The 26578-nt window shown below is 72.3% G+C and carries 27 protein-coding genes; 13 read left to right on the forward strand and 14 right to left on the reverse strand.

What is annotated here, in order from left to right:
- Positions 1-22 precede the first annotated feature (22 nt).
- The 3 genes from ACT4N7_RS21310 to rimO form a co-directional block, all read right to left on the reverse strand.
- Positions 23-532: a CinA family protein gene (locus tag ACT4N7_RS21310; protein ID WP_444830565.1), complete on the reverse strand. Its 510-nt coding sequence runs from the start codon at positions 530-532 to the stop codon at positions 23-25.
- Positions 529-1107 (reverse strand): CDP-diacylglycerol--glycerol-3-phosphate 3-phosphatidyltransferase, encoded by a 579-nt coding sequence (gene pgsA / locus ACT4N7_RS21315; RefSeq protein WP_444830640.1) that lies wholly within the window; start codon positions 1105-1107, stop codon positions 529-531. Before pgsA ends, ACT4N7_RS21310 begins: the two co-directional genes overlap by 4 nt.
- 68 nt (positions 1108-1175) lie before the next feature.
- Entirely contained in the window at positions 1176-2588 is a 1413-nt protein-coding gene (gene rimO, locus ACT4N7_RS21320; RefSeq protein WP_444830641.1) for a 30S ribosomal protein S12 methylthiotransferase RimO, read from the reverse strand.
- A 165-nt stretch (positions 2589-2753) separates the two neighbouring features.
- Between rimO and ACT4N7_RS21325 the strand changes: the two genes are divergently transcribed.
- Positions 2754-3140 carry an MmcQ/YjbR family DNA-binding protein gene (locus ACT4N7_RS21325; protein WP_444830566.1) on the forward strand — a complete coding sequence of 129 codons (387 nt, stop codon included), beginning with the start codon at positions 2754-2756 and terminating at the stop codon, positions 3138-3140.
- Positions 3141-3150: 10 nt separating this feature from the next.
- Here ACT4N7_RS21325 and ACT4N7_RS21330 read toward each other — a convergent pair whose 3' ends face one another.
- The 6 genes from ACT4N7_RS21330 to ACT4N7_RS21355 all read right to left on the reverse strand — a co-directional run bounded on the left by ACT4N7_RS21330 (position 3151) and on the right by ACT4N7_RS21355 (position 8692).
- Positions 3151-3906: a CoA-transferase subunit beta gene (locus ACT4N7_RS21330; RefSeq protein ID WP_444830567.1), complete on the reverse strand. Its 756-nt coding sequence runs from the start codon at positions 3904-3906 to the stop codon at positions 3151-3153.
- Positions 3903-4706, reverse strand: a complete 804-nt coding sequence (locus tag ACT4N7_RS21335; protein WP_444830568.1) for a CoA transferase subunit A — start codon at positions 4704-4706, stop codon at positions 3903-3905. The genes ACT4N7_RS21330 and ACT4N7_RS21335 overlap by 4 nt, the downstream gene beginning before the upstream one ends.
- 51 nt (positions 4707-4757) lie before the next feature.
- Complete coding sequence (locus ACT4N7_RS21340; protein ID WP_444830569.1) at positions 4758-5966, reverse strand: acetyl-CoA C-acetyltransferase; 1209 nt, start codon at positions 5964-5966, stop codon at positions 4758-4760.
- A gap of 147 nt (positions 5967-6113) precedes the next feature.
- Positions 6114-6896 (reverse strand): class I SAM-dependent methyltransferase, encoded by a 783-nt coding sequence (locus ACT4N7_RS21345; RefSeq protein WP_444830570.1) that lies wholly within the window; start codon positions 6894-6896, stop codon positions 6114-6116.
- Positions 6897-6951: 55 nt separating this feature from the next.
- The gene (locus tag ACT4N7_RS21350) at positions 6952-7908 is read right to left on the reverse strand and encodes a phosphotransferase (protein WP_444830571.1); all 957 of its coding nucleotides are present in this window, start codon (positions 7906-7908) and stop codon (positions 6952-6954) included.
- A gap of 1 nt (position 7909) precedes the next feature.
- On the reverse strand, positions 7910-8692 hold the full coding sequence (locus ACT4N7_RS21355; RefSeq protein WP_444830572.1) for an IclR family transcriptional regulator domain-containing protein: 783 nt from the start codon (positions 8690-8692) through the stop codon (positions 7910-7912).
- An 88-nt stretch (positions 8693-8780) separates the two neighbouring features.
- On the opposite strand from ACT4N7_RS21355, the gene ACT4N7_RS21360 reads away from it, so the two are divergent.
- The 7 genes from ACT4N7_RS21360 to ACT4N7_RS21390 all read left to right on the forward strand — a co-directional run bounded on the left by ACT4N7_RS21360 (position 8781) and on the right by ACT4N7_RS21390 (position 14043).
- A complete protein-coding gene (locus tag ACT4N7_RS21360) occupies positions 8781-9281 on the forward strand; it encodes an amino-acid N-acetyltransferase (protein ID WP_444830573.1) in 501 nt (166 codons plus the stop codon).
- 62 nt (positions 9282-9343) lie between these two features.
- Positions 9344-10186, forward strand: coding sequence for a MerR family transcriptional regulator (locus tag ACT4N7_RS21365; protein ID WP_444830574.1), 843 nt, complete (start codon positions 9344-9346; stop codon positions 10184-10186).
- Positions 10183-10995: a hypothetical protein gene (locus ACT4N7_RS21370; protein WP_444830575.1), complete on the forward strand. Its 813-nt coding sequence runs from the start codon at positions 10183-10185 to the stop codon at positions 10993-10995. The genes ACT4N7_RS21365 and ACT4N7_RS21370 overlap by 4 nt, the downstream gene beginning before the upstream one ends.
- A complete protein-coding gene (locus tag ACT4N7_RS21375; protein ID WP_444830576.1) occupies positions 10992-11525 on the forward strand; it encodes a hypothetical protein in 534 nt (177 codons plus the stop codon). The genes ACT4N7_RS21370 and ACT4N7_RS21375 overlap by 4 nt, the downstream gene beginning before the upstream one ends.
- Positions 11522-12718, forward strand: coding sequence for a YcaO-like family protein (locus tag ACT4N7_RS21380; RefSeq protein WP_444830577.1), 1197 nt, complete (start codon positions 11522-11524; stop codon positions 12716-12718). Before ACT4N7_RS21375 ends, ACT4N7_RS21380 begins: the two co-directional genes overlap by 4 nt.
- 4 nt (positions 12719-12722) lie before the next feature.
- On the forward strand, positions 12723-13460 hold the full coding sequence (locus ACT4N7_RS21385; protein WP_444830578.1) for a nitroreductase family protein: 738 nt from the start codon (positions 12723-12725) through the stop codon (positions 13458-13460).
- Between the two features lie 127 nt (positions 13461-13587).
- Complete coding sequence (locus ACT4N7_RS21390; RefSeq protein ID WP_444830579.1) at positions 13588-14043, forward strand: phospholipase; 456 nt, start codon at positions 13588-13590, stop codon at positions 14041-14043.
- Positions 14044-14129: 86 nt separating this feature from the next.
- Here ACT4N7_RS21390 and ACT4N7_RS21395 read toward each other — a convergent pair whose 3' ends face one another.
- Positions 14130-16529 (reverse strand): DNA translocase FtsK, encoded by a 2400-nt coding sequence (locus ACT4N7_RS21395; protein ID WP_444830580.1) that lies wholly within the window; start codon positions 16527-16529, stop codon positions 14130-14132.
- Positions 16530-16630: 101 nt separating this feature from the next.
- Here ACT4N7_RS21395 and ACT4N7_RS21400 point away from each other — a divergent pair, with 101 nt between their 5' ends.
- The 4 genes from ACT4N7_RS21400 to ACT4N7_RS21415 all read left to right on the forward strand — a co-directional run bounded on the left by ACT4N7_RS21400 (position 16631) and on the right by ACT4N7_RS21415 (position 21163).
- Positions 16631-17461, forward strand: coding sequence for a lysophospholipid acyltransferase family protein (locus ACT4N7_RS21400; protein ID WP_444830581.1), 831 nt, complete (start codon positions 16631-16633; stop codon positions 17459-17461).
- Positions 17385-17699 carry an alpha-amylase family glycosyl hydrolase gene (locus ACT4N7_RS21405; RefSeq protein WP_444830582.1) on the forward strand — a complete coding sequence of 105 codons (315 nt, stop codon included), beginning with the start codon at positions 17385-17387 and terminating at the stop codon, positions 17697-17699. Before ACT4N7_RS21400 ends, ACT4N7_RS21405 begins: the two co-directional genes overlap by 77 nt.
- 112 nt (positions 17700-17811) lie before the next feature.
- On the forward strand, positions 17812-18792 hold the full coding sequence (locus ACT4N7_RS21410; protein WP_444830583.1) for an EamA family transporter: 981 nt from the start codon (positions 17812-17814) through the stop codon (positions 18790-18792).
- A gap of 151 nt (positions 18793-18943) precedes the next feature.
- Positions 18944-21163 (forward strand): SulP family inorganic anion transporter, encoded by a 2220-nt coding sequence (locus ACT4N7_RS21415; protein ID WP_444830584.1) that lies wholly within the window; start codon positions 18944-18946, stop codon positions 21161-21163.
- Here ACT4N7_RS21415 and ACT4N7_RS21420 read toward each other — a convergent pair.
- Both ACT4N7_RS21420 and dapA read right to left on the reverse strand, forming a co-directional pair.
- Positions 21118-22809: a ribonuclease J gene (locus ACT4N7_RS21420; RefSeq protein WP_444830642.1), complete on the reverse strand. Its 1692-nt coding sequence runs from the start codon at positions 22807-22809 to the stop codon at positions 21118-21120. The genes ACT4N7_RS21415 and ACT4N7_RS21420 overlap by 46 nt on opposite strands.
- Before the next feature lie 5 nt (positions 22810-22814).
- Positions 22815-23837, reverse strand: coding sequence for a 4-hydroxy-tetrahydrodipicolinate synthase (gene dapA / locus ACT4N7_RS21425; protein ID WP_444830585.1), 1023 nt, complete (start codon positions 23835-23837; stop codon positions 22815-22817).
- 98 nt (positions 23838-23935) lie between these two features.
- On the opposite strand from dapA, the gene ACT4N7_RS21430 reads away from it, so the two are divergent.
- On the forward strand, positions 23936-24451 hold the full coding sequence (locus ACT4N7_RS21430) for a hypothetical protein (protein WP_444830586.1): 516 nt from the start codon (positions 23936-23938) through the stop codon (positions 24449-24451).
- Here the strand turns inward: ACT4N7_RS21430 and ACT4N7_RS21435 are convergent.
- Together ACT4N7_RS21435 and ACT4N7_RS21440 are read right to left on the reverse strand one after the other, a co-directional pair.
- Positions 24435-25061 carry a TIGR03085 family metal-binding protein gene (locus tag ACT4N7_RS21435; protein ID WP_444830587.1) on the reverse strand — a complete coding sequence of 209 codons (627 nt, stop codon included), beginning with the start codon at positions 25059-25061 and terminating at the stop codon, positions 24435-24437. The genes ACT4N7_RS21430 and ACT4N7_RS21435 overlap by 17 nt on opposite strands.
- A gap of 25 nt (positions 25062-25086) precedes the next feature.
- A complete protein-coding gene (locus tag ACT4N7_RS21440) occupies positions 25087-26553 on the reverse strand; it encodes a serine/threonine-protein kinase (RefSeq protein ID WP_444830588.1) in 1467 nt (488 codons plus the stop codon).
- Positions 26554-26578 lie beyond the last annotated feature (25 nt).

Raw genomic sequence — 26578 nt, forward strand, 5'->3', positions numbered from 1 at the left:
GGTACGGAGGGTGACACCAACATCACTCGATGAGTGTAGCGAGATCGGCCGCGAGCAGCTCCATAGCGGCTCGGACAGCCGCCGCGCGCACGTCCGCACGGGTCCCGCGCACGGCCAACGGACACTCGCGGGTGCCCCGGCCGCTGTCGAGCGCGACGTGCACGGTGCCCGCGGGCACGCCGTCCTGCGGATCGGGGCCCGCGACGCCGGTGAGCCCGATACCGATCGTGGCGCCGCACCGCGTCCGCGCGCCCCTGGCCAACTCCACGGCCACCCGGGGGTGCACGGCGCCGTGCTCGGCGAGCAGAGCGGGATCGACGCCCGCCAAAGTCGTCTTGAGGTCCGTGCCGTAGACCACCACCCCGCCGCGCACGACGGCGCTGGAGCCCGGCACGCTGGTGAGCACCGCGGTGAGCAGGCCCGCGGTCAGCGACTCGGCCGTGGCGACCGTCTCGCCGCGCTCGCGCAGGGCGCTGACCAGCGCGGCTACCGGTTCAGCCGCGATGCCGGGGGCCAGCAGCAGCTGGGTCACTGGATCGCCCGCTTGCCGCGGGCACGCAGCCGCACGGCGCGGATCACGTAGTCGATCCCGGTGACCACGGTCAGCGCGATGGCCACCCCCATCGCCAGCCAGGCCAGCGACAACAGGATGGGCGGCAGCGGGAGCAGGAACAGCCCGATCGCGAACACCTGCGCCAGCGTCTTGAGCTTGCCGCCGCGGCTGGCCGGGATGACGCCGTGCCGGATCACCCAGAACCGCAGCAGCGTCACGCCGACCTCGCGCACGGCGATGACGATGGTCACCCACCACGGCAGCGTGCCGAGCACGCTCAGGCCGACCAGGGCCGAGCCGGTGAGCGCCTTGTCCGCGATCGGGTCGGCGATCTTGCCGAAGTCGGTGATCAGGCCGTGCTTGCGGGCCAGCCTGCCGTCGATGTGGTCGGTGATCGAGGCCACGGCGAAGACCACGAACGCGATGAGCCGCCAGGTGCGGTCGAATCCGCCCTCGGCGAACAAGGCAAGCAGGAAGACGGGCACCAGGGCCAGCCGGGACATCGTGAGCAGATTCGCCACGTTGAGCACCGGCACCTGGGTCGGCTCGGGCAGCACGGGCGACTCGGCGGCGGGCTTGGCGAATCCGTCGCCGCCGACGGAACCGCCGGTCGCCGCCGTGCTCACGGCGACCCCGGTACCACGCGCGGCACGACCTCGATCGGCGTCACGATCAGGTCGACGCCCTCGGAGTCGATCACGCGGGCCCGCACCAGGTCGCCGACCTCGAACTTGTCCCCAGCGAGCACCACACACTCGCCGTCGACCTCGGGCGCCTGGTGGGCGGCGCGCCCCGCGCAGTCCTCCTCGTCGGACTCGACGCGCTCGATCAGCACGACGACCTCGCTGCCGATCCGGTCCTCGGCGCGCTGCGCTGTCAGCTCCTCGACAAGCGCGGAGATCTGGGCGACGCGGGCCGCGATGGTGTCCTCGTCGAGCTTGTCGGCGAGGCCCTCGGCCTCGGTGCCGTCCTCGTCGGAGTAGCCGAACACGCCGACCGCGTCGAGCCGGGCGCCGGTGAGGAACTTGGCCAACTCGGCCACGTCGTCCTCGGTCTCGCCGGGGAAGCCGACGATGACGTTGCTGCGGATGCCCGCCTCGGGCGCCAGCGCGCGGATCTGCTCGACCAGGCCCAGGAAGGACTCGGTGTTGCCGAAGCGGCGCATCCGGCGCAGCACGGTCTCGCTGGCGTGCTGGAAGGACATGTCGAAGTACGGCGCGACACCCGGGGTGGTGGCGATGGCGCGCACCAGGTTGGGGCGGGTCTCGGCGGGCTGCAGGTAGGACACGCGCACCCGGTCGATGCCGGGGACGACCGCCAGCCGGGTCAGCACGGCCTCCAGGGCGCCCTGGCCCGCGTGCGCGCGGCCGAGATCCTTGCCGTAGGAGGTGGAGTTCTCGCTGACCAGCACCAACTCGCGCGCGCCCTGCTCGGCGAGCCACGCGGCCTCGGCGACGATCTCGTCGGGCAGCCGGGAGACGAAGGAGCCACGGAAGGACGGGATGGCGCAGAACGAGCAGCGCCGGTCGCAGCCGGAGGCGATCTTGAGCGCGGCCACGGGGCCGTCTTCGAGCCGCTTGCGCAGCACGCGCGGACCCCACGCGTGCCCGGGCACCGCGACGTCGTGCGCGGCGTCCTGGCGCTCGACCGGGGTGATCGGCAGCAGCGTGCGCCGGTCGACCGGCACGTGGGCGGCGATGGCGTGGCCCGCGACGACCTCGCCGAGCCGCTCGGCGAGGTCCGGGTAGTGGTCGAAGCCGAGCACGGCGCTCGCCTCGGGCAGGTTGTCGGCCAGTTCGGCGCCGTAGCGCTCGGCCATGCAGCCGACCGCGACCACCTTCGCGCCGGTGTCGGCGGCGGCGATCAGCGTGTCGACCGAGTCCTTCTTGGCCGACTCGACGAAGCCGCAGGTGTTGACCACGATCACGTCGGGGGTCTGCTCGTCCAGATCGACCAGTTCCCAGCCACCGCCGGACAGCCTGCCCGCCAGTTCCTCGGAGTCGACTTCGTTGCGGGCGCAGCCGAGGGTGAGCATGGCGACACGGCGTGACGTGGACGGAGGGGGCACGAGTCACAGCGTAACCGCCGGGCGGCGCCGCCCGTGACCGGACGGCGGCCGGGACGCTGGGGTTGGTCAGTGCCACGGCCGCCGAGGGACATGGTGCCACCTCGGCCCGGTGGGACGATGATGGGTGCCGTGATGGATGAGGACAGTGTTGGTGAAGACGGTGTTGATGAAGACGACGTGCGCCGGGTCGCGCTCTCTTTGCCCGCGACAACCGAGAAGCCCTCCTACGGCACGCCGAGCTTCCGGGTGCGCGCCAAGTGGTTCGCGCGGATGCACGAGGACGGCGAGAGCGTCGTGGTGCACTGCGCGGCGGAGGCGGAGAAGGTCGCGCTGATCGAGGCCGAGCCGGGGCTGTACTTCACCACCCCGCACTACGACGGGTACCCGCTCGTGCAGGTGCGGATGGCCGCGCTCGACGCCGACCGCCTCGTCGACGTGCTGACCGAGTCGTGGCGGCTGTGCGCGCCGCGCACCCTGCTCGCGGAGTTCGACTCGGGTCAGGGCGGCGTTCCCGCGTAGGCGGGCGCACCTACCCGTGCGCCTGGCGGGTCCGCTCGCGCAGGGCGCGCAGGGCGGCCAGTTCGGCGTCGGTGGGCGGGTCGGTCTCGGTCAGGTCGTCGGCGACGCGCAGGTCCCACCCGGTGGCCGCCCGCGCCCGCTCGGCGGTGACGCCGGGGTGCGCGGCGACCAGGACGAACTCGCGGGTCACCGGGTCGGGCCGGAGCACGCCGAGGTCGGTGATGATCACGCTCGGCCCGGCCCCGGGGTAGCCGAGCGACGCGCGCGAGTCGCCGCCCCGGTGGTGGCCGACCGAGGTGACGAACGACAGCTTCTCGACGAAGGCGCGCGGCGACTGGCGCAGCACGACGACCACCTCGCGCGCCGACGCCGCGATCTCGGGCGCTCCCCCGGCGCCGGGCAGCCGGACCTTGGGCGCCGCGTAGTCGCCGACGACCGTGGTGTTGATGTTGCCGTAGCGGTCGATCTGCGCCGCGCCGAGGAAACCGACGTCGATCCGACCCGCCTGCAGCCAGTAATTGAACACCTCCGGCACGGACACCAGCGCGTCGGCGGTCTCGGCCAGTTCACCGTCCCCGATGGACAGTGGGAGCACGTCGGGTCGGGTGCCGATGGTGCCGGATTCGTAGACCAGCACACAGTTCGGCGCGTGCGTGGCGCGGGCGAGGTTGGCCGCCGCGCTGGGCAGGCCGATGCCGACGAAGCAGACCGCCCCGTCGCGGAGCCTGCGCGCGGCGGTCACCGTCATGATCTCGTCGGCGCTCATCGGATGTGCTCGGCGATCCACGCGGTGAACGTCTCCCGGTCGCGGCTGATCGTGTCCCACTCGCGGTAGAAAGCGTTGTCCCGCCCGTAATAGCCGTGCGCGTAGGACGGATGCGCGCCGTTCGGGGCGACCGCGACGGCGCTGACGGCCGCGGCGGGGATGACCACCTGGCCGTGGTGCGGCTCGAAGGTGTCCACGATCTCCTCGACGGTCACGATGGCGCGGCGCGCGGCGAGCACGGCCTCCTTCTGGATGCCCACGATCCCCCACAGCGCGACGTTGCCCGCCCGGTCGGCCTGTTGCGCGTGGATGATCGTGACGTCGGGGCGTAGCGCGGGGACGGCCGCCAGTTCCTCGCCGGTGAACGGACAGCGCACCGTTGCGATGGTCGCCGTCACCTCGGGCAGGTCGGTGCCGACGTAGCCGCGCAGCACCGCGAACGGCAGGTTCGACGCCCCCGCGACGTAGCGGTTGGCCATGCCAGCGTGGCTGTGCTCCTCGATCTCCAGCGGACGCGGCCAGGCGTGCTCGACCGCGTCGCGGAAGCGGTGCAGCGAGCCGACGCCGGGGTTGCCGCCCCAGGAGAAGACGAGCTTGGCCGCGCAGCCCGCGCCGATGAGCTGGTCGTAGACCAGGTCCGGGGTCATCCGAATCAGCGTGAGGTCGCGGCGGCCCTGCCGGATCACCTCGTGCGCGGCGGCGAACGGGATCAGGTGGGTGAACCCCTCCATGGCGACGGCGTCCCCGTCGCGGACGTGCGCGGCGACGGCGGCACTGAGAGTCGTGAGCTTGCTGGTCACCGTGCCAGCCTCACCCGGGACGCCGTCGGATGTCCACTACGCGGCTGTGGCTCAGACCCGCTCGAACACCGCCGCCATGCCCTGGCCGCCGCCGATGCACATCGTCTCCAGCCCGTAGCGGGACCCGCGCCGGTCCATCTCCCGCAGCAGGGTCGACAGGATGCGCACGCCGGTCGCGCCGACCGGGTGGCCCAGCGAGATGCCCGAGCCGTTGACGTTCGTGCGGTCCCAGTCTGCGTCGGTGAACTTCCACTCGCGGGTGCACGCCAGCACCTGCGCGGCGAACGCCTCGTTCAGCTCGATCAAGTCCATATCGGACAGTGTGAGACCCGCGCGGGACAAGGCTTTCGCGGTCGCCGGGATCGGGCCGATGCCCATGGTGCGCGGCGGCACCCCGGCACTCGCCCACGTCACCAGCCGGGCGAGCGGGCGCAGGCCGAGGTCGGCGGCCAACTCCGGCGTGGTCACCAGGCACCCGGCGGCGCCGTCGTTCTGGCCGCTGGCGTTGCCCGCGGTGACGGTGGCGTCCGGGTCCTGCCTGCCCATGATCGGCCGCAGGCCTGCCAGCGTCTCCAGGGTCGCGTCGGGTCGGGGGTGTTCGTCGCGGTCGACCACGGTGTCGCCGCGCTTGCCGGGGACGGGGACGGGCACGATCTCGTCGGCGAAGCGGCCCGCCTCGATCGCGGCCACCGCGCGCTGGTGCGACCGGACGGACAGCTCGTCCTGCTCCGCGCGCGGGATGGCGTATTCCCGGCGCAGGTTTTCCGCGGTCTCCAGCATGCCGCCCTCGACCGGGTGGTTGACCCCGCCCGCGGTGACCCTGGCGCGGGCCAGCCGGTCGTGCAACTCGACGCCGGAACCCTTGACGCCCCAGCGCATCGCGGCCGAGTAGAACTCGACCTGGCTCATGCTCTCCGCGCCGCCCGCGAGAACCAGGTCGTTGACGCCGGTCTGCACGCGCATGGCGGCGTCGACCACGGCCTGCAGGCCGGAACCGCACCGCCGGTCGATCTGCGTGCCGGGCACCTCGACGGGCAGCCCGGCGTCGAGCGCGGCGACCCGGCCGATCGCGGGGGCCTCGCCGCTGGCGTAGCACTGGCCGAACAGCACGTCCTCAATGGACGCGGGCTCGATCCCGGTGCGGCGGAGCAGTTCCCGGATCACCGTCGCCGCCAGCTCGGTCGCCGGGACGTCCTTGAAGACGCCGCCGAACCGGCCGACCGGGGTGCGAATCGGCTCGCAGATCACTGCCTCACGCATGGTTCTCCTCGTCTGGCCGCCATGGAACGCGGGGCCGCGGTGCGGATCTTGGTGCCGGTTTCCACCGTCGTCGGAACTCGGCAGGCGGGACGATTCTGCCCGGCGCCGTCGAGCGCTACGCCGCGACCTGGCGCACGACCGGCCGGGTCAGCCCGGCACGTGCGCACGGTGCAGTGTGGCGCCGAAGCCGACGGCGATGCCGCCATGGGCGTGCATGTGCTCGGCACCGACGAGGAACCGGTCGCGGAACTCGGCGGCGCGGTCGCCAGGCAGCGCGCTGAGGATGTCCGGCAGGCCCTGCATGGCCAGCCAGTTCCAGAGCGCGTCCGGGTCGGCCATCGGCACCGAGATGTCGATCGAGGTCCGGGTGACGTCGGCGAATCCGGCCGCGGCCAGCAGGCCGTCGAGCCGCTGGGCGGTCAGCGGTCCCGCGCCATCGGCCTGCTCGGGCGGGGTGCCGAAGAACTCGGCGTTCAGGTCGTGCAGCCACCCCATCCGCCCGACGAACGGCCGCTCCAGGGACAGCGCGACCACCCCGGCGGGCGCCAGGACGCGGCGACACTCGGCGATCGCCAGCCCCGGGTCGTCCAGCACCTGGACCACGAAACCCGCGGTGACCAGTTCGAACGAGGCGTCGGCGAAGCCGAGGCTGCCCGCGTCCATCTGGCGGGCGGTGATCTCGGGGAAGTCCGCGCCCAACCGCTCGACCATGCCCGCCGACGCGTCGGTGGCGGTGACCACACACCCCCGCGCGTGCGCGACCCGGGCGACCGCCCCGCGGCCCGCGCCGATGTCGAGCGTCCTGGCCCCCGGCCGGGGATCGGCGTAGTCCACCAACTGCCGCCCGACGTCGGCGACGTAGCGGAAGATGTCCTCGTACCGGTCGGCGATCCGGTCGTACTTCTTTCTTCCCTGCTCGGTACTGGTCACGATCGAGCAGCGTAAGTCCGCGGCCGCGGCCCGCGATACCGCCGATCTGGCACCGTCACCAGCGGGTCACGACGCGGTCGTGCAGGGCGGTGAACAGGCGGCCCGCGTGCGGCAGTGTGTCCTGGATCGAGGTGTCCCGCGCCTGCCCGGCGACGACGCCGAGGCGGTGGGTGAAGCGCTGCCGGGCCGTGGTCGGACCCCAACTCCAGTCCTCGACCAGGAGGCGGGCGAACTGGTCGCGGGCGCGGCGTTCGATGCGCTGGACCAACGCGTCGCCCCGCAGGAGCCAGGACACCCAGTGGTCGGTGAGAGATCCCGGGCTGCCTGGCGCGGCCCGGTGGTAGGCCGCCTCGGCTTCGGTGATCACGGGGTCGGGCAGCACGGTGGCCAGCCCGCAGGTGGGGAATCCCATCCGCAGGTAGGCCAGTTCGGCGAGCCCGTCGCCCGACCCGGCCTGCTCGAAGTCGAGGAACCAGACCCGGCCCGCGACCGACAGGACGTTGCCGGGACACGGGTCGCCGTGCAGCAGCGAGCGCCGCGAACCGGTGGACAGCCGGGCAACCAGGTCGAGCAGTTCCGCCTCGGCCTTCGCCGACGAGGGCAGCCCCACCCCGGCGCACAGCCGCAGAAACGCCGCCACATCCGCCGCCGAAGCCGACCGCGCGGCAGGTAGGTCGGCGGACACGGCGTGCAGCCGAGCCAGCCTTTCGGCGTACGCGACCGGGTCCGGGAAACCGGCGGCGCCCGCGAGGTGTTCGAGCACCACGACCCTCGACTCGGCGTCGGAACCCAAGACCTGTGGCACCAGCGCGGGCCGGACGTCGGCGGCCAGGGTCAGCGCCGTCACCTCGCGGTGGAAGCGGGCGTCGGCGTCGGCGCCCAGGAGGTGTTTGACGACTGCCGCGGTGCCGCCCAGGTCGACCCGCCACACCGCGGAGCCGGGGCTGCTGGGCAACCGTTCGACGCGGTCCGGCGGGCCGAGCGCGGCCCGCAACCGTTCCGGCAGCGGCACGTCAGCTCCGGTGGCCCGCGCCGAGGCGGTCGCTGATCTCGCGCGCCGCCGTGACCACGACCGGCAGGTAGTCGGCGTGGATGGTCTCCAGCGACACCGCCCGCGCGGGCACGGACATCGACAGGGCCGCGACCACTCGGCCCTCGGACTCGTGGATCGGCGCGGAGAGCGACCGCACTCCCTCCTCGAACTCCTGGTCCTCGAACGCCCAACCCTGATCCCGCACCAGTGTCAACACCGCGCGCAGCCGCTCGGGGTCGGTGATGGTGTGCGCGGTCAGCGGCGGCATCGACGCGGTGGCGAGGAAGCCGTCGATCTCGGCGTCGCGCAGGTCGGCCAGCAGGACCCGGCCCGTCGACGTCGCGTAGGCGGGCAGCCTGGTGCCGGTGGTCGGCGTCATCCGCAGGACCGGCCGGTCGGGCACCCGGGCGATGAGCACCGCGTCCGCGCCTGCCAGCGTGGCCAGCGAACAGGTCTGCCCGGTGGCCCGGGTGACCTCCTCCAGGTACGGCCGCGCCACCTCGGTCAGGTTCAGCGACGAGAGGTAAGCGTGCCCCAGCGCCAGGACGTGCGGCGTGAGCGCGAACTGCCGCCCGTCGACCCGCAGGTAGCCGAGGCGTTCCAGGGTGAGCACGATGCGCCGCACGGTCGGCCTGCTCAGCCCGGTCAGCTCGGCGACCTGGCCGAGCGTCAGCTTCGGGTGGTGGTCGGAGAACGCGAGGATCACCGACAGCCCGCGCTCCAGCGACTGGATGTAGTCCTTGTCCTCCACCGGCTTGACCACCGCGAACGCACCTCCACCGTTGACCGGATAGCGTACCGAGTCACCTCCGGGGCGAACCGCGCGCACGCGGGCGGATAGGTTCGACGGCGTGAAGCCGAGACCGGTGGTGCGCCGAGCCAGGACCTCCGACGTGCGCGCCATGAAGGCGGTGATCGACACCTACGTCGGCAAGGTGTTGCTGGCCAAGGAGATGGTCACTCTCTACGAGGACGTCCAGGAGTTCTGGGTGGCCGAGTTGGACGGCGTCCTGGTCGGCTGCGGCGCGCTGCACGTGCTGTGGGAGGACATCGCCGAGATCCGCACCATCGCGGTGCTGCCCAGCGCGGTCGGCGCGGGGGTCGGGCACGCGCTGGCCGACCGGCTGATCGACGTGGCGCGCGAGCTGGGTCTGGCGCGGATCTTCGTGCTCACCTTCGAGACGGAGTTCTTCGCGCGGCACGGCTTCGTCGAGATCGACGGCACGCCGGTCAGCCCGGAGGTCTACGAGGAGATGCGCCGCTCGATGGACGAGGGCGTCGCGGAGTTCCTGGACCTGCCCTACGCCAAGCCCAACACCCTCGGCAACACCCGGATGCTACTCAAACTCTGACTATTCGAGTAATCACTCGAATAGTCTTGACTCGTCTAGTCCGCGTGCGACAGGATGCGGGGGTGGGACGAGATGCCGCGCTGACCGTCGAACAGCTCGCCGCCGAGGCCGGGCTACCGACCAGCACCATCCGCATGTACCAGACCAAGGGGTTGCTGCACCCGCCGCGCCGGGAGGGCCGCACGGCCCGCTACGACGCGTCCCATGTGGAGCGTCTCGGCCTGGTGCACCGGTTGCAGCAGCGCGGTTTCTCGCTGCCCGCGATCACCGAGCTGATCGCCGCGCGAGACCTGGGGGCCCGCGTCGGCGACGTGCTCGGACTGACCGGGTCCGGCGGGCCGGACGACTGGGTCCCGGTCGGGTCGCGGGAGCTGCGGGCGCTGGTCTCCGCGCGAGACCTGCGCCCGCGGCTGCTGCGCCGGGCGAGCCGGATGGGGCTGGTGCGCTGGGAGCGCGGCCGCCCGTACACCCGCAGGTGGGCACTCGACAGCGGCACCCGACTCGCCGGGCTGACCGTCCCGCCCGCCGAGGTGCTCGACGCGTTCGACCGGCTGCGCGCCGCGACCGACCGGATCGCGGCCGACTTCGTCGCCGTCTTCGAGCGGCGCCTGTGGCCCACCCTGTCCACCCACGCCACCAGCGGCGAGCAGCTCGACCGGGTGCGCGCGCTGCTGGTCGAGCTGACCGAGACCGCGCAGGGGGTGGTCGCGGGCGCCCTCCGCGAGTCCATTCGGGACGCCGCGGAGTCCTTTGCCCGCAAGCACGATCTGCTCCCCACCGATGGCGCCGAACCGGCGTGGGCGAGCCGCGCGGTCCCGGTCCTGGCCGAGCGGTTCGACACCGCGCCCGCCACCGAGGCCACCGACGACATCATCGACCACTACCTGGCGGAAGACTCGCCATGACCGCGCCAGGACACGCCTTGGTCGCCGACCCCGCGTGGCGAGCCCAGGCGCGTGCCGAGGGGCTGGTGGTGTTCGCGGGCGCCGACCTGGTCTTCCTGGTGCCGGACGTGTCCCGCGCCGACGCGGAGGAAGTGGCCGCGCTGTTCGACGGCCGGGAGGTGGACCCGGGGACGCTGGAACCGTCGGCGCGGGCCCTGCTGCCCCAACTCCAGTCGCTCGGCGCGCTGCGGCCTGCCGCGCTCCCCCGGCCGGGGGTACCGCGCGCGCTGCGGATCGGCACGCTGGTGGTGGGTGAGACCTCGGTCGCGCTGGCGGCCGAACTGGCCGCCGCGTTCGCGCCGACGTCAGCCCAAGTCGGGGTGCCGGAGGTGTTGTTGGTGGTGCGTACCACGGGCAGGCTGTCCGAGTTGATCGCGCTGAGCGCGGCGTTGGTCCACAGTGGACGCATCCACCTGCTGCTCGACCTCGCCTACCACCACACCGCGACCCTCGGGCCGCTCGTGGTGCCCGGTGCGACCGCGTGCCTGGAATGCCTGGCCCGCCGGGCGGGTCAGCGCTGGGGCGACCCGGAGCCGCCCGGCGCGCCGGGGGCGGCGGTGGATCCGCGGTTGCCGATCGCGCTGGCGGCGCACGCGGTGCGCGAGTTGGGCACCGGGTCGCTGGCCCTGCTCCAGCGCACCGTCGCGCACGACCTGCGCTCGCTCACCGCCACCGCCGAGGACGTCCTGCCGTCGGCGGACTGCGCGACCTGCGCCCGACCGGCACCGGGCCGGATCACCCTGCCATGGGAAACCGAGGCCATGCCGTGAAAACGACCGCCTACCGACTGCCCGATCCGTTCAGCCCGGGCGCGGCCGACGCCACCGCCGCCACACCGACGTGCTGCTGTTGCTGTTGCTGCTGCCTGGCCACCGCGGTCACCACCCCGATCGTCCTGCACGGCGGCCTCCGGCGGGACCTGGCCGCGGCCGGACCCGGTACCCCACAACAGGAACGCAACCGCGTCAGCGCGCCCGCGCTGACGGTGGTCGTGTGGTTCCTGCTCATGTCCGCGATCGTGGTGACGGTCTTCGCGGGCGGCTTCGCCGCCGATCTGTGGCCGGTCGCGATCGGTGGGTTCGCGCTCGCGGCGCTGGGCGGGGTCTATGCGATCGGCCGCTGGGCGGGCGCGGCGAACCCGGCCGCGAACGCGGGCAGGCTCGCGCTGGGCATTGTCGCGTTCGGACTGGAGTTCTTCGCGGGCATCTACCTGGTCCTGCTCTACGGCAGCTACGTGGTGATCGGCCCGGTGGCGGCCCTCATCGGCGCTGTCATCGCGGTCCGGGCGTACCGCCGATGAGGCCGCCGCCGTCCGCGGTGCTGCTCGACCGGGCGGTCGGGTGGCGCCAGGGCGTGGTGTCCCGGTTGCAGCGGACGCCGCACACACTGTCCGATGTGGACATTCCGGGCTGGGCGGCGATCACCGATCCGGCAGACACCGGCAGCACCTCCGGCGGCGCCGGGTTCGACGCGGAGCAGGCGCGGCTGGCCGCGCTCGCGGAGGCCCTGGAGCGGCACGCGGCCACGCGGTGCCCGATGGAGGCCGCCACCGAGGGACCCCGCTGGTCCGTCGACGAGTTCACCCTGCACTCGGCACAGCAGCGGGCGCGGCCGGGATTCCCGTTCACCGGCTACCCGAAACCCTTGTACACCAACGCTTGGACCCTCCCGCACAACCAACCGGTCCAGGTGCCCGCCGGGCTGGTGTCGCTCGACGGCCGGTTCGGGCTGCCCGCCACCTCGTCGGGTCTGGCCGCGGGGCCCTCGCCCGTGTCGGCGCTGCTGCGGGCCGTGCAGGAGATCGTGGAGCGGGACGCGTTCGCGACGGTGTGGCTGCACGGCCTCGCCCCCGCGCGGGTGCCGCTGCCCGACCGGCTCCTCGACCCCGTGCGCGCGCTCGGCGGCGACATCACCGCGTTCGACCTCACCCCGGCCTACAGCCCGCACCCGGTCGCGGCGGTCGCGGGAACCCTTCCCGTGCAAGGGGAATTGCGGCCCACCCTGGGCCTCGCCTGCCGCGCGACGTGGCGGGAGGCGGTGGCCAAGGCGTGGGTCGAGTGGTGCCAGGGCACGGTGTTCGTCGGCGTGTGGCTGACGAGCGGGGACACCACGCGGTTCCGCCCGGACCAGGTGACCGACTTCGACCGCCACGCCGTGCACTACGCCCGCGCGCTGGACTCGTGGGCCGACCTTCCACTGTGGACCGGAAGCACCGCGCGCCCACCCGCCGACGCGGGCGACCCCGGGCTCGGCGCGTTCGCCACCGCCCTCGACGGAGCCGGAATCCGCTTGGCGTACAAGGATCTGACCACCCCCGAGTTGAGCGCGGTCGGCCTGCACGCGGTGCGCGCCCTGTCCCCCGACCTCACTCCGCTGCACGCCGACCACCGCTGGCCGCACCTCGGCGGGCGCGCGGCCGAACTGTCGTGGCGCTACCCGGACCTGCCCGCCCGCACACCGTTCCCCTCCCCTTTCCCGCATCCCCTCGGCTGAGCCGATGGCCGATTCGTTCGAGCGGTTCTGGACCGCGAGCACGCTCACCTCGTTGACACAGCGCGCCTTCGCCGACCGGCTCGGCGAGCACCGCGCCCCGCCGCGCACCGCCGACCCGTTCGTGCTGCCCGGCGCCCCACACGCCCTGCACCGGCCGGACGACCGGTTGCAGCGGCTGTTCGCCCGCAGACGCAGCGACCGCGACTTCGCCGCCGGGCCGCTGTCCGCTCGCGACCTCGGCGCCGTCCTCGGCGCGCTCGCGGGCACGCGGTCCGGCGGGCGCGCGTATCCTTCCGCGGGCGGGCTGAACGCGGTGCGCGGCTACCCGCTGCTGCTCGACGTCGACCACGCGCTGAGCGGGCGGATCACCCGCTACGACGCGGACCGCCATGCCCTGCAGGACATCGCCGAGTGTCCGAAGTGGACCGACCTCGCCCCGCTGGTCGGCGCGACACCGGACAGCGCGGCACCGCACCTGCTGGTGGTACTGGCGCTGGCCGACGCCGAGCAGTTCGCCAAGTACGGCGAGCGGGCGGGCCGGTTCGGTCTGATCGAGGCCGGTGCGGCGGCGCAGACGCTGGCGCTGCGGGTCGCCGAGCGCGGGCTCGCGGGATTCCTGCTCGGCGGCGCGGCGGACCGGGAATTACTGGGGCTGCTGGGGTTGACAACCGACCGGGTAAGGGTCGCGGCAGTACTCGCGGGTGGCCGCAAACCCAAGCGCCGCCGCGTTTTCGCGCGGTGATCACCGATCGTTCGTCCGAAGTAGTCCGAACGGTGGTGTCCAACCGGGGCCCTGGGGTGCGTAAATGACGGACCGATCTCATGCTTGGTGGGGTCGCCCGAGTCCCAACGTCCCAAGGGAGTGATTCGTGGCCACGTCAACCCTGCGTCGTGCCGCGCGCGGTGCCGTCGCGACGTTCGCCGTCGCCGGTGCCCTGATCGCGGGAGCGGGCTCCGCCTCGGCGGACCTGAGTCCCAGCCAGCTTCGGTCGACCACCGACAGCTACCTGTTCAGCCAGAGCCTGAACACCTTCCAGTCGACCCGCGCGCAGCGCCCGTACGCGAACCAGCTCGACTGGTCCTCCGACGGCTGCTCCAACTCCCCGGACAACCCGTTCGGCTTCAACCTGGTGAAAGCCTGCTACCGGCACGACTTCGGCTACCGCAACTACAAGCGGCAGGGCAGGTTCAACGAGACGACCCGGCTGTCGATCGACAACCGGTTCAAGTCCGACATGTACACCATCTGCTCCGGCAACTGGGTGTGCAACCGCTTCGCGGACGTCTACTACGCGGCCGTCCGCACCTTCGGCGGCGGCTCCTGAACCGGTCCTGAGCCGCTGACGCCGAGGGGCGTACCCGATCTTCGGGTACGCCTCTCGCGGCTGTCCGATGTGGACAATGCGGACAGTCAGTCCTCGTCCTCGCCGTCGTCGGCGCCGACACCGCCGCGCATGGTCCAGATGACGTTCTCCAGCTCGTCGGGCTTGATCAGCACCTCGCGGGCCTTGGAGCCCTCGGACGGCCCGACGACGCCGCGGGTCTCCAGCAGGTCCATGAGCCGCCCCGCCTTGGCGAAACCGACCCGCAGCTTGCGCTGCAGCATCGAGGTCGAGCCGAACTGCGAGGTCACGATCAGCTCGGTGGCCTGCACCAACAGCTCCAGGTCGTCGCCGATGTCGGCGTCGACCTCCTTCTTCTCGGTCGCCTTGGCCGCGGTGACCCCGTCGGTGTAGTCGGGCTGCGCCTGCTCCTTGGTGAACGCGACGACCGCGGCGATCTCCTCGTCGCTGACGTAGGCGCCCTGCACCCGCACCGGCTTCGACGCGCCCATCGGCAGGTAGAGCCCGTCGCCCATGCCGATGAGCTTCTCGGCGCCCGGCTGGTCCAGGATGACCCGCGAGTCGACCAGCGACGACGTGGCGAACGCCAGCCGGGACGGCACGTTGGTCTTGATCAGCCCGGTGACCACGTCCACCGACGGGCGCTGGGTCGCCAGCACCAGGTGGATGCCCGCGGCGCGCGCCTTCTGCGTGATCCGCACGATCGCGTCCTCGACGTCGCGCGGCGCGGTCATCATCAGGTCGGCCAGTTCGTCCACGATCGCCAGGATGTAGGGGTACGGGCGGTATTCGCGCTCGCTGCCCGGCGGCGCGGTGATCTCGCCCGAGCGCACCTTCTTGTTGAAGTCGTCGATGTGCCGGACCCGGTTGGCCTGCATGTCCTGGTAGCGCTGCTCCATCTCCTCGACCAGCCAGGTCAGCGCCGCCGCGGCCTTCTTCGGCTGGGTGATGATCGGCGTGATCAGGTGCGGGATGCCCTCGTACGGCGTCAGCTCCACCATCTTCGGGTCGATCAGGATCATCCGCACCTCGTCCGGCGTCGCGCGGGCGAGCAGCGACACCAGCATCGAGTTGACGAAGCTGGACTTGCCGGACCCGGTGGAGCCCGCGCAGAGCAGGTGCGGCATCTTCGCCAGGTTCGCGGTGATCATGTGGCCCTCGATGTCCTTGCCGAGGCCGACCACCATGGGATGGGTGTCGCGCAGCGCGGTCGAGGACCGCAGCACGTCGCCGAGGCGAACCATCTCGCGGTCGCTGTTGGGCACCTCGATGCCGACCGCGGACTTGCCGGGAATCGGCGCGAGCAGGCGCACGTTGTCGGTGGCCACCGCGTAGGAGATGTTCTTGGTCAGCGCGGTGATCTTCTCGACCTTGACGCCGGGGCCGAGTTCGACCTCGTAGCGGGTCACGGTCGGGCCGCGGGTGAAGCCGGTGACCTGCGCGTCGATCGCGAACTGGTCGAGCACCCCGGTGATCGCCTCGATCATGAGGTCGTTGGCCTTGCTGCGCGCCTTCGGCACGTCGCCGTCGACCAGGATCGACGGGTCGGGCAGCTTGTAGTCGCCGTCGACCACCCGGGTGACCGAGATGGCGTCCTTGGGCTTCTTGGCCTCGGCGGGCGGGTGTTCCTTGACGTTCTCGGGCCGGGTGCGCGGCGGCTTGGCGGGCGCGGGCTCGTCCAGTGGCAGCTCGGGCTGTTCGGCGTCGGCGAGCGTGCCCTGCCTGCGCCGGGGCGACCTGCGCGGCTTCACCGGCTCCTCGGCGGGGACCTCGTCCGCGGGGACCTCGGCGTCGTCGGAGTCCATGCCCAGCTCACGCAGCCGGGTCGGGATCTCGCGGATGCGGGTGCCGGTGAACACGAGGACACCGAAGCCCAGCACCAGGACCAGCACCGGCAGCGCCACCCAGGCCGTGACACCCTTGGCGAGCAGGCCGCCGGAGACGTAGCCGAGCGCGCCGCCCGCGTACATCCGGCCGTCGTTGTCGGTGGGCAGGTCGCTGAACACGTGCAGGATGCCGAGCAGCGCGAGCAGCATCAGCAGCGCGCCGACCACCAGCCGCGGCCGCTTCTCCGGCTGCGAGTCCGACCGCATCAGCGCGACCCCGACGACCAGCAGCAGCAGCGGCAGCGCGACGGTGAGCGCGCCCATGACGGTGCGGACGCCGTACTCCAGCCACCCGCCGACCGGTCCGGCCGCGCGCCACCAGACCGCGGCGCCGAGCACCACCCCCAACGCGACCAGCGCGAAGCCGAGCCCGTCGCGGCGGTGGGCCGGGTCGAGTTCCTTGGTGCGCCCGATCGTGCGGGCCACCGACCCGGCGCCCTTGGCGATCAGTCCCCAGCCCGAGGCCAGCACGCCCTTGCCCTTGGCGGCGGGCTTGCCCTTGGCGGGCGGCCGCTTCACCGGGGTGCGCGCGGCGGGTTTGCGGCCCTTGCCTGAGCTGTTGGAGGTTGTCCGGCTCGCCATAGTCCACACGGTAGTCGGCCCTGCCCTCCCGCCCGTCGGGCCACGCGGGGGTCGCCGACCTGGTCGGCCCCGCGGGCCTGGGGCATGCCATGCTCTCGCCCATGGTTGCGCTGCGCGGCGACGCTGACGAGCCGACACGCCGAAAGGGGACCGCCGCGGACACCCCACTGGTGTGGCGAGTGATGTGTGCCATCGATCGCGCCCTGGTCGGCGGGGTCGGCCGGATCGAGGTCACCGGGTCGTTCCCGGCGGACCTGCGCGGGCGCCCGGTGCTGGTCGCGGCCAACCACGTCGGCATGTTCGACCCGTTCGTGCTGATGTCGGCCTGCCACCGGGTCGGCTTCCTGCCCCGGTTCATGCTCACCGCGGGCCTGCTCGACGCGCCGGTCATCGGCTACTTCCTGCGCAGGAGCGGCCACCTGCGCGTCGACCGCGGCAAGGCGAACGTCGTCGAGGCGTTCGACCGGGCCATCGCCGCCTTGGGGACCGCGCGCGTACCGCTGCTGGTGTACCCGGAGGGCCGGGTCAGCCGGGAGCCCGGACTGTGGCCCGAACGCGGCAAGACCGGCGTGGCCCGGATGGCGCTCGGCGGGTCGGTGCCGGTGGTGACGATCAGCCAGTGGGGGGCGCACGAGGCGGTGTACTGGGGCACGGAGACGGTGTCGGGCTGGCGGGATGTCCTGCCGCTGGTGACGTCGTTCTTCCGCGCGGTGCGGAACCGGCCGGTGTTCCGGGTGCACTTCGGCCCGCGGGTGGACCTGTCGGACCTGTCACCGTCGACACCGGGCGACGCGATGCGGGCGCACTCGCGGATCATGCAGGCCATCACCGACAACCTGGTCGCCTTGCGCGTCGATGAACCCGACACCCCCAAGTTCCACGACCCGACCCGGCCGTGCGACACCAAGAGCCCCTGGCGCCCCCGCCCCTGACTGGGAACGCCGGCTCTTGACCGCTTCAGAACGTCGTGGTGACTACCAGGGTGCGGAGTTGGGCGTGACCAACGCTCCCTTCGAGACGATCGCCGACTTCCGCGACATCGAATCGCCCAACCACTACGCGGTGGCGGGCGACGCCGCGCCGGCGGGGCTGCGGGCGATGGGCCGGGACAACGCGCGCACGCCCATGCAGTGGGACGCCTCGCCAACTACCCGCTGGAGCGCTCACTGACCCTGCGCCCTGGGAGACCCCGCGCCTGCCGCCGCTAACCATCGGTCCGGCAAACGTCCTACCATCCAACCGATTCCTGAACTTGTCGGACCGATGGGACATACTGAGCACCGTGACTACCGAACTCGTCAAGCCGGTTACGCCGCCGCGGTCCCACCGCGGTCGCGGCACCGCGTACATCGTGCTGGCCTCCGCGGCCTTCGGAAGTTCGGGACCCCTCGCCAAACCGGCCATGCAGGCCGGGCTCACCCCGGAACAGGTCGCGACCGGCCGCGTCGGGCTCGCGGCGGCCGTCCTGCTCGTCGGGGTTGTCCTGATCAAGCCCGCCGTGCTGCGCGTGCGGCGCGACCAGTGGCGGCTGCTCGTCGCCTACGGCCTGGTCGGCGTCGCGGCGGTGCAGGTGTTGTTCTTCGTCGCGGTGTCTCGGCTGCCGGTGGGCATCGCGATGCTGCTGGAGTACACCTCGCCTATCCTGGTGGCGCTGTGGGTGCGCTTCGTCCGGCACGTGCGGCTGCCCGCGCTGTCCTGGGCGGGCACGGTGCTCGCGCTCGCGGGCCTGGCGATGGTCGCGCAGGTCTGGGAGGGCCTGCGGCTCGACGCTATCGGCCTGCTCGCGGGCATCGGCGCCGCGTTGTGCTCGGCGACCTACTACCTGCTCGGCGAGCGCGGCGCGAGCGAGCACCACCCGATCGGGATGGTCACCTGGGGCATGGTGATCGGCGCGCTCGGCGTGTTCGTCGTCGCACCGCCGTGGACGCTGCCCGCGGCGGTGCTCACCGCGCCCGCGGAGTTCGGGCCGTGGCAGCCGCCGGTGTGGGTGCTGCTGATCGTGGTCGCGCTCGTCAGCACGGCGCTGGCCTACTCGCTGAGCATCACCTCGCTGCGCTACCTGCCGTCCACAGTGGCCAGTGTGCTGGCCTTGACCGAGCCCATCGTGGCCACCGTGCTGGCGTGGCTCGCGCTCGGCGAAACCCTGTCCCCGGTGCAGATCGCGGGCATGGCGATCCTGTTGTCCGGCGCGGCCCTGGTGCAGCTCGCCACGCGCGGGCCGGTCACCCCGGCGGAGCCGATGCCGGGTGACCCGGTGGGGTGAACCTCGCCCGCCCCCGGAACCCGATTCCGTAAAGGACCGTTTACCTAACGCGACACATCGTGGTCGATCAGTCACCATGTGTGCATCGCGCTGGTTCAGGTGACGGTGCGACGGCGCGCCAGAACCCCAGTCCCGATCCCCGGAGGTTCCGATGAGCGCACCCGCCCACGCACCACCCCGGCCGCGGCGGTGGCTCGCCGAGGACGCCCGACACGACGTTCCCGCCTCGCTCGTCGTCTTCCTCGTCGCGGTCCCGCTGTCGCTCGGCATCGCCGCCGCGTCCGGCGCGCCGGTCCTCGCCGGGCTGATCGCGGCTGTCGTCGGCGGCGTGGTCGCCGGCGTGCTCGGCGGCTCTCCGTTGCAGGTCAGCGGCCCGGCGGCCGGGCTGACGGTGGTCGTCGCGGAGCTGATCACCCAGTTCGGCTGGACCGTGACCTGCGCGATCACCGTGTGCGCGGGCGTGCTCCAAATCGCGCTCGGCGCCTGCCGGATCGGCCGCGCGGCGCTCGCCGTCTCCCCCACCGTCGTGCACGCCATGCTCGCGGGCATCGGCGTCACCATCGTCCTGGGCCAGGTGCACGTGCTGCTCGGCGGCGCGGCCGGGGCCACCGCCTGGGCGAACGTGCGCGACCTGCCAGGGCAGGTGCTCGGCCTGCACGGACCCGCCGTGCTGGTCGGCCTGCTGGTGATCGTGCTGCTGCTGGTGTGGCGCAGGCTGCCCGCCCGGCTGCGCGCGGTGCCCGGGCCGCTGGTCGCGATCGTGCTGGCCACGGTCGCCACCGTGGTGATCCCGCTCGACGTGGCCCGAGTGCGGCTGCCCGAGTCGCCGCTGTCGGCCATCCACCTGCCGGACCTGCCGACCGGCGACTGGTTCGCGTTCGCGGTCGGCGTACTGACGGTGACACTTGTCGCGAGCGTGGAGAGCCTGCTGTCGGCCGTCTCCGTCGACAGGCTGCGCCCGGGCCACCGCACCGACTTCAACCGGGAGCTGGTCGGCCAGGGCAGCGCCAACATCGCGTCCGGCCTGCTCGGCGGCCTGCCGATCACCGGGGTAATCGTGCGCGGCTCGACCAACGTGCGCGCGGGCGCGCGGACCCGCGCGTCGACCGTGCTGCACGGGCTGTGGGTGCTGCTGTTCACGGTGTTGTTGGTCGGGCTGGTGGAGAGCGTCCCACTGGCGGCGCTGGCCGGTCTGCTGATCGTCATCGGGCTCAAGCTGGTCAACCCCGCCGACATCGGCGCGGCTCGGCGGCACGGCGAGCTGCCGGTCTACCTGGTCACGGTGGTCGGCGTGGTCGCGCTGAACCTGCTGGAAGGCGTGCTGATCGGGCTGGCGGCGGCCCTGCTCGGCACGCTGCGCCGGGTCGTGTGGGCGCGGGTGCGCGTCGAGCCCGGCGCCGACGGTACGTGCGCGGTGGTCGTCGAGGGCAAGCTGAGCTTCCTGTCGGTGCCGCGGCTGTCCCGGGTGCTCGCGCAGGTGCCTGACGGCAGCGAGGTGCGCCTGGAACTGGTGGTCGACTACCTCGACCACGCCGCCTTCGAGCACCTGTCCGGTTGGCGGCGCCAACACGAGCACACCGGCGGCACGGTCGTGGTGGACGAGATCGGCGCGGGCCCCGGGCGGCTCTGGTTCTCGCCGTGGTCGCACTGGCAGGACGAGCCCGTCATCCCGCGGCAGTCCCGCGGCGAGGACCACGGGCGACCGCCGGTCGCGGGTGCCGGCGAGGATCACCGGCGCGGCGCGCCCATGCCGCGCCCGCGACTGCGCGGGCTCGCCACCGCGCAGCACCCGCACGCCCTGTTCCTGACCTGCGCCGACGCCCGGATCATGCCGAACGTGATCACCACCTCGGGCCCCGGCGATCTGTTCACCGTGCGCAACGTCGGCAACCTCGTCCCCGACCCGCGCGAGTCGGGCGACCTGTCGGTGCACGCGGGCGTGCAGTACGCCGTCGACCACCTGCGGGTGCCGACCCTGATGGTCTGCGGCCACTCCAACTGCGGCGCGATGACCGCCCTGCTGGCAGACCGCGGCACCGACGACCCGGTGGGCCGCTGGCTGCGCTGGGCCACCCCCACCCTCGACGCCTGGCGGTCAGGTCACCCGCTGGGCACGCGGGCCGCCGCCGAGGGCTGGGCGGAGGTCGACCAACTCGCCATGGTCAACGTCGCCGTCCAACTCGACGCCCTGCGAAAGATCCCGTCGGTCGACGTGAGCGTGCGGCTGGTCGGCCTGTTCTTCGACATCGCGACCGGCACCCTGCAGATGCTCGACGAGACCGCCGAACACTTCGCACCGATGCCCGGCAAGGACGCGGCCGAAGGTCAGACCGGGATCACCGTGGGCACGATCATCGGCCGCCTGCGGTAGGTGTCGGCCACCCAGCGGCCCACCACGCGGCGGACGGACTGGGCTATGCGGTGCGGGTCGACGATGCCTTCGGACTCGGTGTGCGACAGCTCCATCTCCACCAGCGACACCACCCCGTCGAGGGCCTTCGGGTCGTCGGAGAAGCCGCGGCCGGACACTGTGGGCGCGGACACCGCACGGCCGGTGGTGGAGTCGACCACGACGGTGATGGAGATGAAACCGCCCTCTCCCAACACAAGCCGATCGGACAAAGTGGACTCGCCGACGTCGCCGACGGACAGACCGTCCACATAGACGTGTCCGACCTCGACGCGGCCGGAGATCTCGGCGCGGCCGTCGATCATGTCGACCACGACGCCGTCCTCGGCGATCACCACGCGGTCGGCGGGCACGCCGGTCTGCACGGCCAGCGCGGCGTTCGCCCGCAGGTGGCGCCATTCGCCGTGCACGGGCATGACGTTGCTGGGGCGCACGGCGTTGTAGAGGAACAGGAGTTCGCCCGCGGGCGCGTGGCCGGAGACGTGCACCTTCGCGTTGCCCTGGTGCACCACGTGCGCGCCGAGCCGCACCAGGCCGTTGACGACGCCGAACACCGCGTTCTCGTTGCCCGGGATGAGCGAGCTGGCCAGGATCACTGTGTCGCCCGCGCGGATGGATATCTGCCGGTGCTCGCCGCGCGCCATGCGGGAGAGCGCCGAGAGGGGCTCGCCTTGCGAACCGGTGGAGACGAACAGCACCTCGTCGCCGCGCATGGCCATGGCCTCGTCGAGGTTGACGAGCAGCTTCGGCGGCACGTTGAGCAGGCCCAAGTCGGCCGCGATGCCCATGTTGCGCACCATGGACCGGCCCACCAGCGCGACCCGCCTGCCGTGTTCGACGGCGACGTCGAGCACCTGTTGCACGCGGTGCACGTGGCTGGCGAAGCAGGCCACGATGACCCGCTGCTCGGCGCGCGCGATGACGCCGTCGATCACCGGGCCGATCTCGCGCTCGGAGATGACGAACCCGGGCACCTCGGCGTTGGTGGAGTCGACCAGGAACAGGTCCACGCCCTCGTCGCCCAGGCGGGAGAAGCCCGCGAGGTCGGTCAGCCTGCCGTCGAGCGGGAGCTGGTCGAGCTTGATGTCGCCGGTGTGCAGCACGACGCCCGCCGGCGTGCGAATGGCGACGGCGAGCGCGTCGGGGATGGAGTGGTTGACCGCGAAGAACTCGCAGTCGAACTCCCCGTACGCGCAGGTCTCGCCTTCCTTGACCTCGCGCAGCACCGGGTTGAGCCGGTGCTCCTTGCACTTGGCGGCGACCAGCGCGAGGGTGAACCGCGACCCCACCACGGGCAGGTCGGGCCGCAGCCGCAGCAGGAACGGCACGGCGCCGATGTGGTCCTCGTGGCCGTGGGTGAGCACGAGCGCGTCGATCTGGTGCAGCCGGTCCTCGATGGCCCGGAAGTCGGGCAGGATCAGGTCGACGCCGGGCTGCTGGTCCTCGGGGAAGAGCACGCCGCAGTCGACGATGAGCAGCCGCCCGCCGAACTCGAAGACCGTCATGTTGCGGCCGATCTCCCCGATCCCGCCGAGCGCGACGACGCGCAGGCCGCCGTCGGGCAACGGGGGCGGCTGGGTGGTTGTCCGCTTACCCGACGAGGGCATTTCGCTCACTGGTGAACCGTCCCGGTGCTGGTTTGGGTTGTCATGGTGATGTAGGCGGCGTTCGCGTCGACATGGGCCACGCGCGCGGTCGCCGGGTCGGACGAGTGCGCGTCGACGGCCTGCGCGAGCGGCACGCCCGCCTCCAGAAGGTCGCCCGCGATGACCCGGATCTGCTCGGCGGTGGCGGGCGGCAGCGGCAGCCGCGGGTCGCCCGCGTCGTGGCCGCACAACCGAAGTGCGGCCTTGCCGAAGATCACGCCGCCGACCCGGCTGAACGCGCGCAGGACCGGCAGCAGTCCATTGTGGATCTCGCGGGCGCGGGCGACTTCGCCGTTCTCGTAACTGTCCATCATGGACCGAAGGTGATCGGCGACGACGTGCCCGATGACGCTGACGAAGCCGACGCCGCCGACGGAGAGCCACGGCAGGTTCAGCGCGTCGTCGCCGGAGTAGTAGGCCAGGTCGGTGCTGGCGAGGACCTGGCTGCCGGCGAGCAGGTCGCCCTTGGCGTCCTTGACGGCCACGATGCGGGGGTGTTCGGCGAGCCTGCGCAGCGTGTCGACCTCGATGGGCACGACCGAGCGCGACGGGATGTCGTAGAGCATCACCGGCAGGCCGGTGGCGTCGGCGACGGCCCGGAAGTGTGCGAGCAGCCCGGCCTGCGGGGGCCGCGAGTAGTACGGGGTGACCACGAGCAGGCCGTGCGCGCCCGCCCGCTCGGCGTCGCGGGCCAGGCGCACCGAGTGCGCGGTGTCGTACGTGCCGACCGCCGCGACCACCGTGGCCCGGTCGCCCACCGCGGCCACCACCGCCCGGACGAGGTCAGCCTTCTCCTGGTCGGAGGTGGTCGGCGATTCGCCGGTCGTGCCGCTGACGACCAGGCCGTCGTTGCCCTGCTCGACGAGGTACTGGGCGAGGGCCTGCGCGCGGTCGAGATCGACCGCCCCGGCGGCGTCGAACGGGCTGACCATGGCGGTGAGCACCCGGCCGAACGGTCTGCCCGGGGCGGCGGTGGGACATGCGGTCATGGTGCTGACGCTACCCGTTGGCCGCCTCCGTGACGCTCGCCACCTGCGGTTCGGCGCGTTCGGACCTGCCGGGAACACCCGGACGCTACCGTTTCGGCATGGCCGAACCGATCTTCGAAACCGAGCCGCCCGGCGACGAGGACCCCTGGCGGATCCGCGTGCTGCGCGGCGCCCCGGCGGGCGAGAGCGACGTGCGCATCGTGTTCCGCAACCCCGGCGGCCTGCGCGGGATGCTCCCGGTGCGCCGCTCGCGGGCCGAGGTGGCCGTCAAGACGTGGATGGCCGACGCGGTGAAGCACGAGCGGGAGCTGACCCTGGCCGAGGCCGCCCATTACCTCGACCAGACGGCCAAACAAGCCACCGCCAACGACACGGAGTCCGTACGCCGAGCGCACGCGATCGACCTCGACTGCCCGAACTGCCTGCGCAAGCGGCGCTACCACGGTGAGATCGGCATCCTGCTCGGCGAGAAAGGGCTGATGGGCGGGGTGGTGGAGTCCTCGATGCGCCCCTGGGTCCAACACGCCTACGTGTGTCAGGGGTGCGGCTCGACCCTGTTCTTCGCCGACGGATATCTGAAGCACCCGCTGCCGGGTACTAAACGCCGCGGCTGAGCCCCCGCACGACACCGATCGACGCCTGACCACCCTCGAAGTCCACACGGGACTCGTTCCGGCCGTAACCGAACAGCAACAGCTCCCCTGGCTCAGCCACGATGGTGACCGTGTCCGGGCCGCGCTTCGCGGTGATCTCCTTGCCCGCCACCGTGCGCAACACCACACCGACCGGGCTCTTGCGGAACAGCAGCCGCGCCGCCCGGCCGATGGTCGTCCACAGTGCACTGTCGCGAGTGGCGTCCGCCGGGCGTGGCTCCCAGCCGGGGGCGGCGCGGCGGACGTCCTCGTGGTGGATGAAGAACTCCGGGGTGTTGATCAGGTCGTCGACGAAGCCGAGGGTGTAGGGGGAGATCAGCGGCGGGCCGCCGCGCACCAGGTCGACCAGCTCGGGCCACGGCTTGGCGGCGTAGCCGTCCTGCGCGCGCCGCAGGTAGCCCTCCATCGGCTTGAACGCGAGGCCGGGGACCGCGTCAAGCCTGCGCTCGCGGACGACGAGGTGCGCCGCGAGGTCGCGGGTCGTCCAGTCGCCGCACAGGGTGGGGGCGTCCGGTCCGACCTCGGTGAACAGGTCGCTGAGCCGCGCGCGTTCGTCCTTGGCCACACTCATGGCGGCAACCGTACCGGGCGGTAGCTCACTTGGATGCGGCGACCTGGGACTGGGTGAGCAGGGCGCCGTCCTTGCGGGTGAGCACGCAGAACACGGTGCGGTCGCCGCCGTCGCTGGACTCGGCCTCCCAGGTCTGCTGGGACGGCAGGAGGACCGCGTAGGTGAGCAGGTTCTTGTTCTCGCCGCTCTTGACCCGGTCCGTGCCGAACAGCCACGCGCAGTAGCTGTCGCCGAGGGTTTCCAGTTCAGGGCGCAGGTAGGCCCACTTGGTGGACGAGTTCATCGGCTCGATGTAGCCGTAGACCTGGAAGTCGAACGGCTTGCGGCAGTCGGTGCCGTTGTCGAAGGCGGCGTCGATCTGCAACCTGCCCTGGCCGCAGTAGCCGTCGGACACGCCGAATTCGCGGATGTCGCCGCCCGAACCGTAGGTGTACCTCTTGGCCGCGACCGTCTCGCTGCCCGCGCCGGTCGACGTGATGCCCTTGTGCAGGAAGAACCCGCCGACGCCCGCACCCACGGCGAGGACGGCGGCCAGGACGAGCGCGACAGTCCGGTTGACGCCCTTCGTCCCGGGTGCAGGCACCGCGTGGGTGGGGTTCTGGTGCGGGTAGTACGCGGTGGCCAGGTTGCCCATGGCGGTGGGGCCGGTCGGCGGGCCCGACTGCACGTGCGGCAGCAGGCCGCGGACCTGCGCCGCGGTGAGCCGGGCCTGCGGCGTAGTGATCATCAGGCCGGTGATCACCGAGGCCAGGGCGCCCTGCGCGCGGGTCAGGTAGGGCACCTCGCTGAGAATCGAGTGCATGGTGGCCGCCGTGGTGGTGCGCTCGAACGGCGAGTAGCCCTCGATGGCGAAGAACAGCACCGCACCCAGCGCCCACAGGTCCGAACCGGACCCGGCCTCCTCGCCGCGGATGCGTTCGGGCGCCATGTAGGTCGGCGAGCCGATGAGCATGCCGCTGCTGGTGAGCCGCGGGTCGTCGAGAGACTGGGCGATGCCGAAGTCGGTGAGCTTCGCGCGGCCGTTCGCGGCGAGCATGATGTTGCTCGGCTTGACGTCGCGGTGCACGATCCCGGCCTGGTGCGCCGACTCCAGCGCGGAGAGCAACTGCTCGGCGAGCTTGGCCACCTGGTCGGCGGGCAGCGGGCCGCGCTCACGGACCACATCGGACAGTGTCGGCGCCTGGATCAGCTCCATCACGATGTAGGTGGCGCCGGACTCCTGCACCACGTCGTACACCGTGACCACGGCCGGGTCGTTGAGCCTGCCCGCGGTGCGCGCCTCGCGCAGCACGCGCTCCTCGAAGACCTGCCGCTCGCTCGTGGGCACACCCTCGGGCAGGTGCAGCTCCTTGATCGCGACGTGCCGCCCGATCATCTTGTCCTCGGCCAGCCAGACCACGCCCATGCCGCCGCGGCCGAGCTCGTTGAGGATGGCGTAGCGTCCCGCGACCACTCGGGGTCCGTGCGCCACGGTGGGTCCGTGCTCCGACACCGTCTACCTCCTCCAGCCGCCGGAA

Origin of the sequence: Actinokineospora sp., from assembly GCF_052390155.1 — a bacterium.
Classification (GTDB): domain Bacteria; phylum Actinomycetota; class Actinomycetes; order Mycobacteriales; family Pseudonocardiaceae; genus Actinokineospora.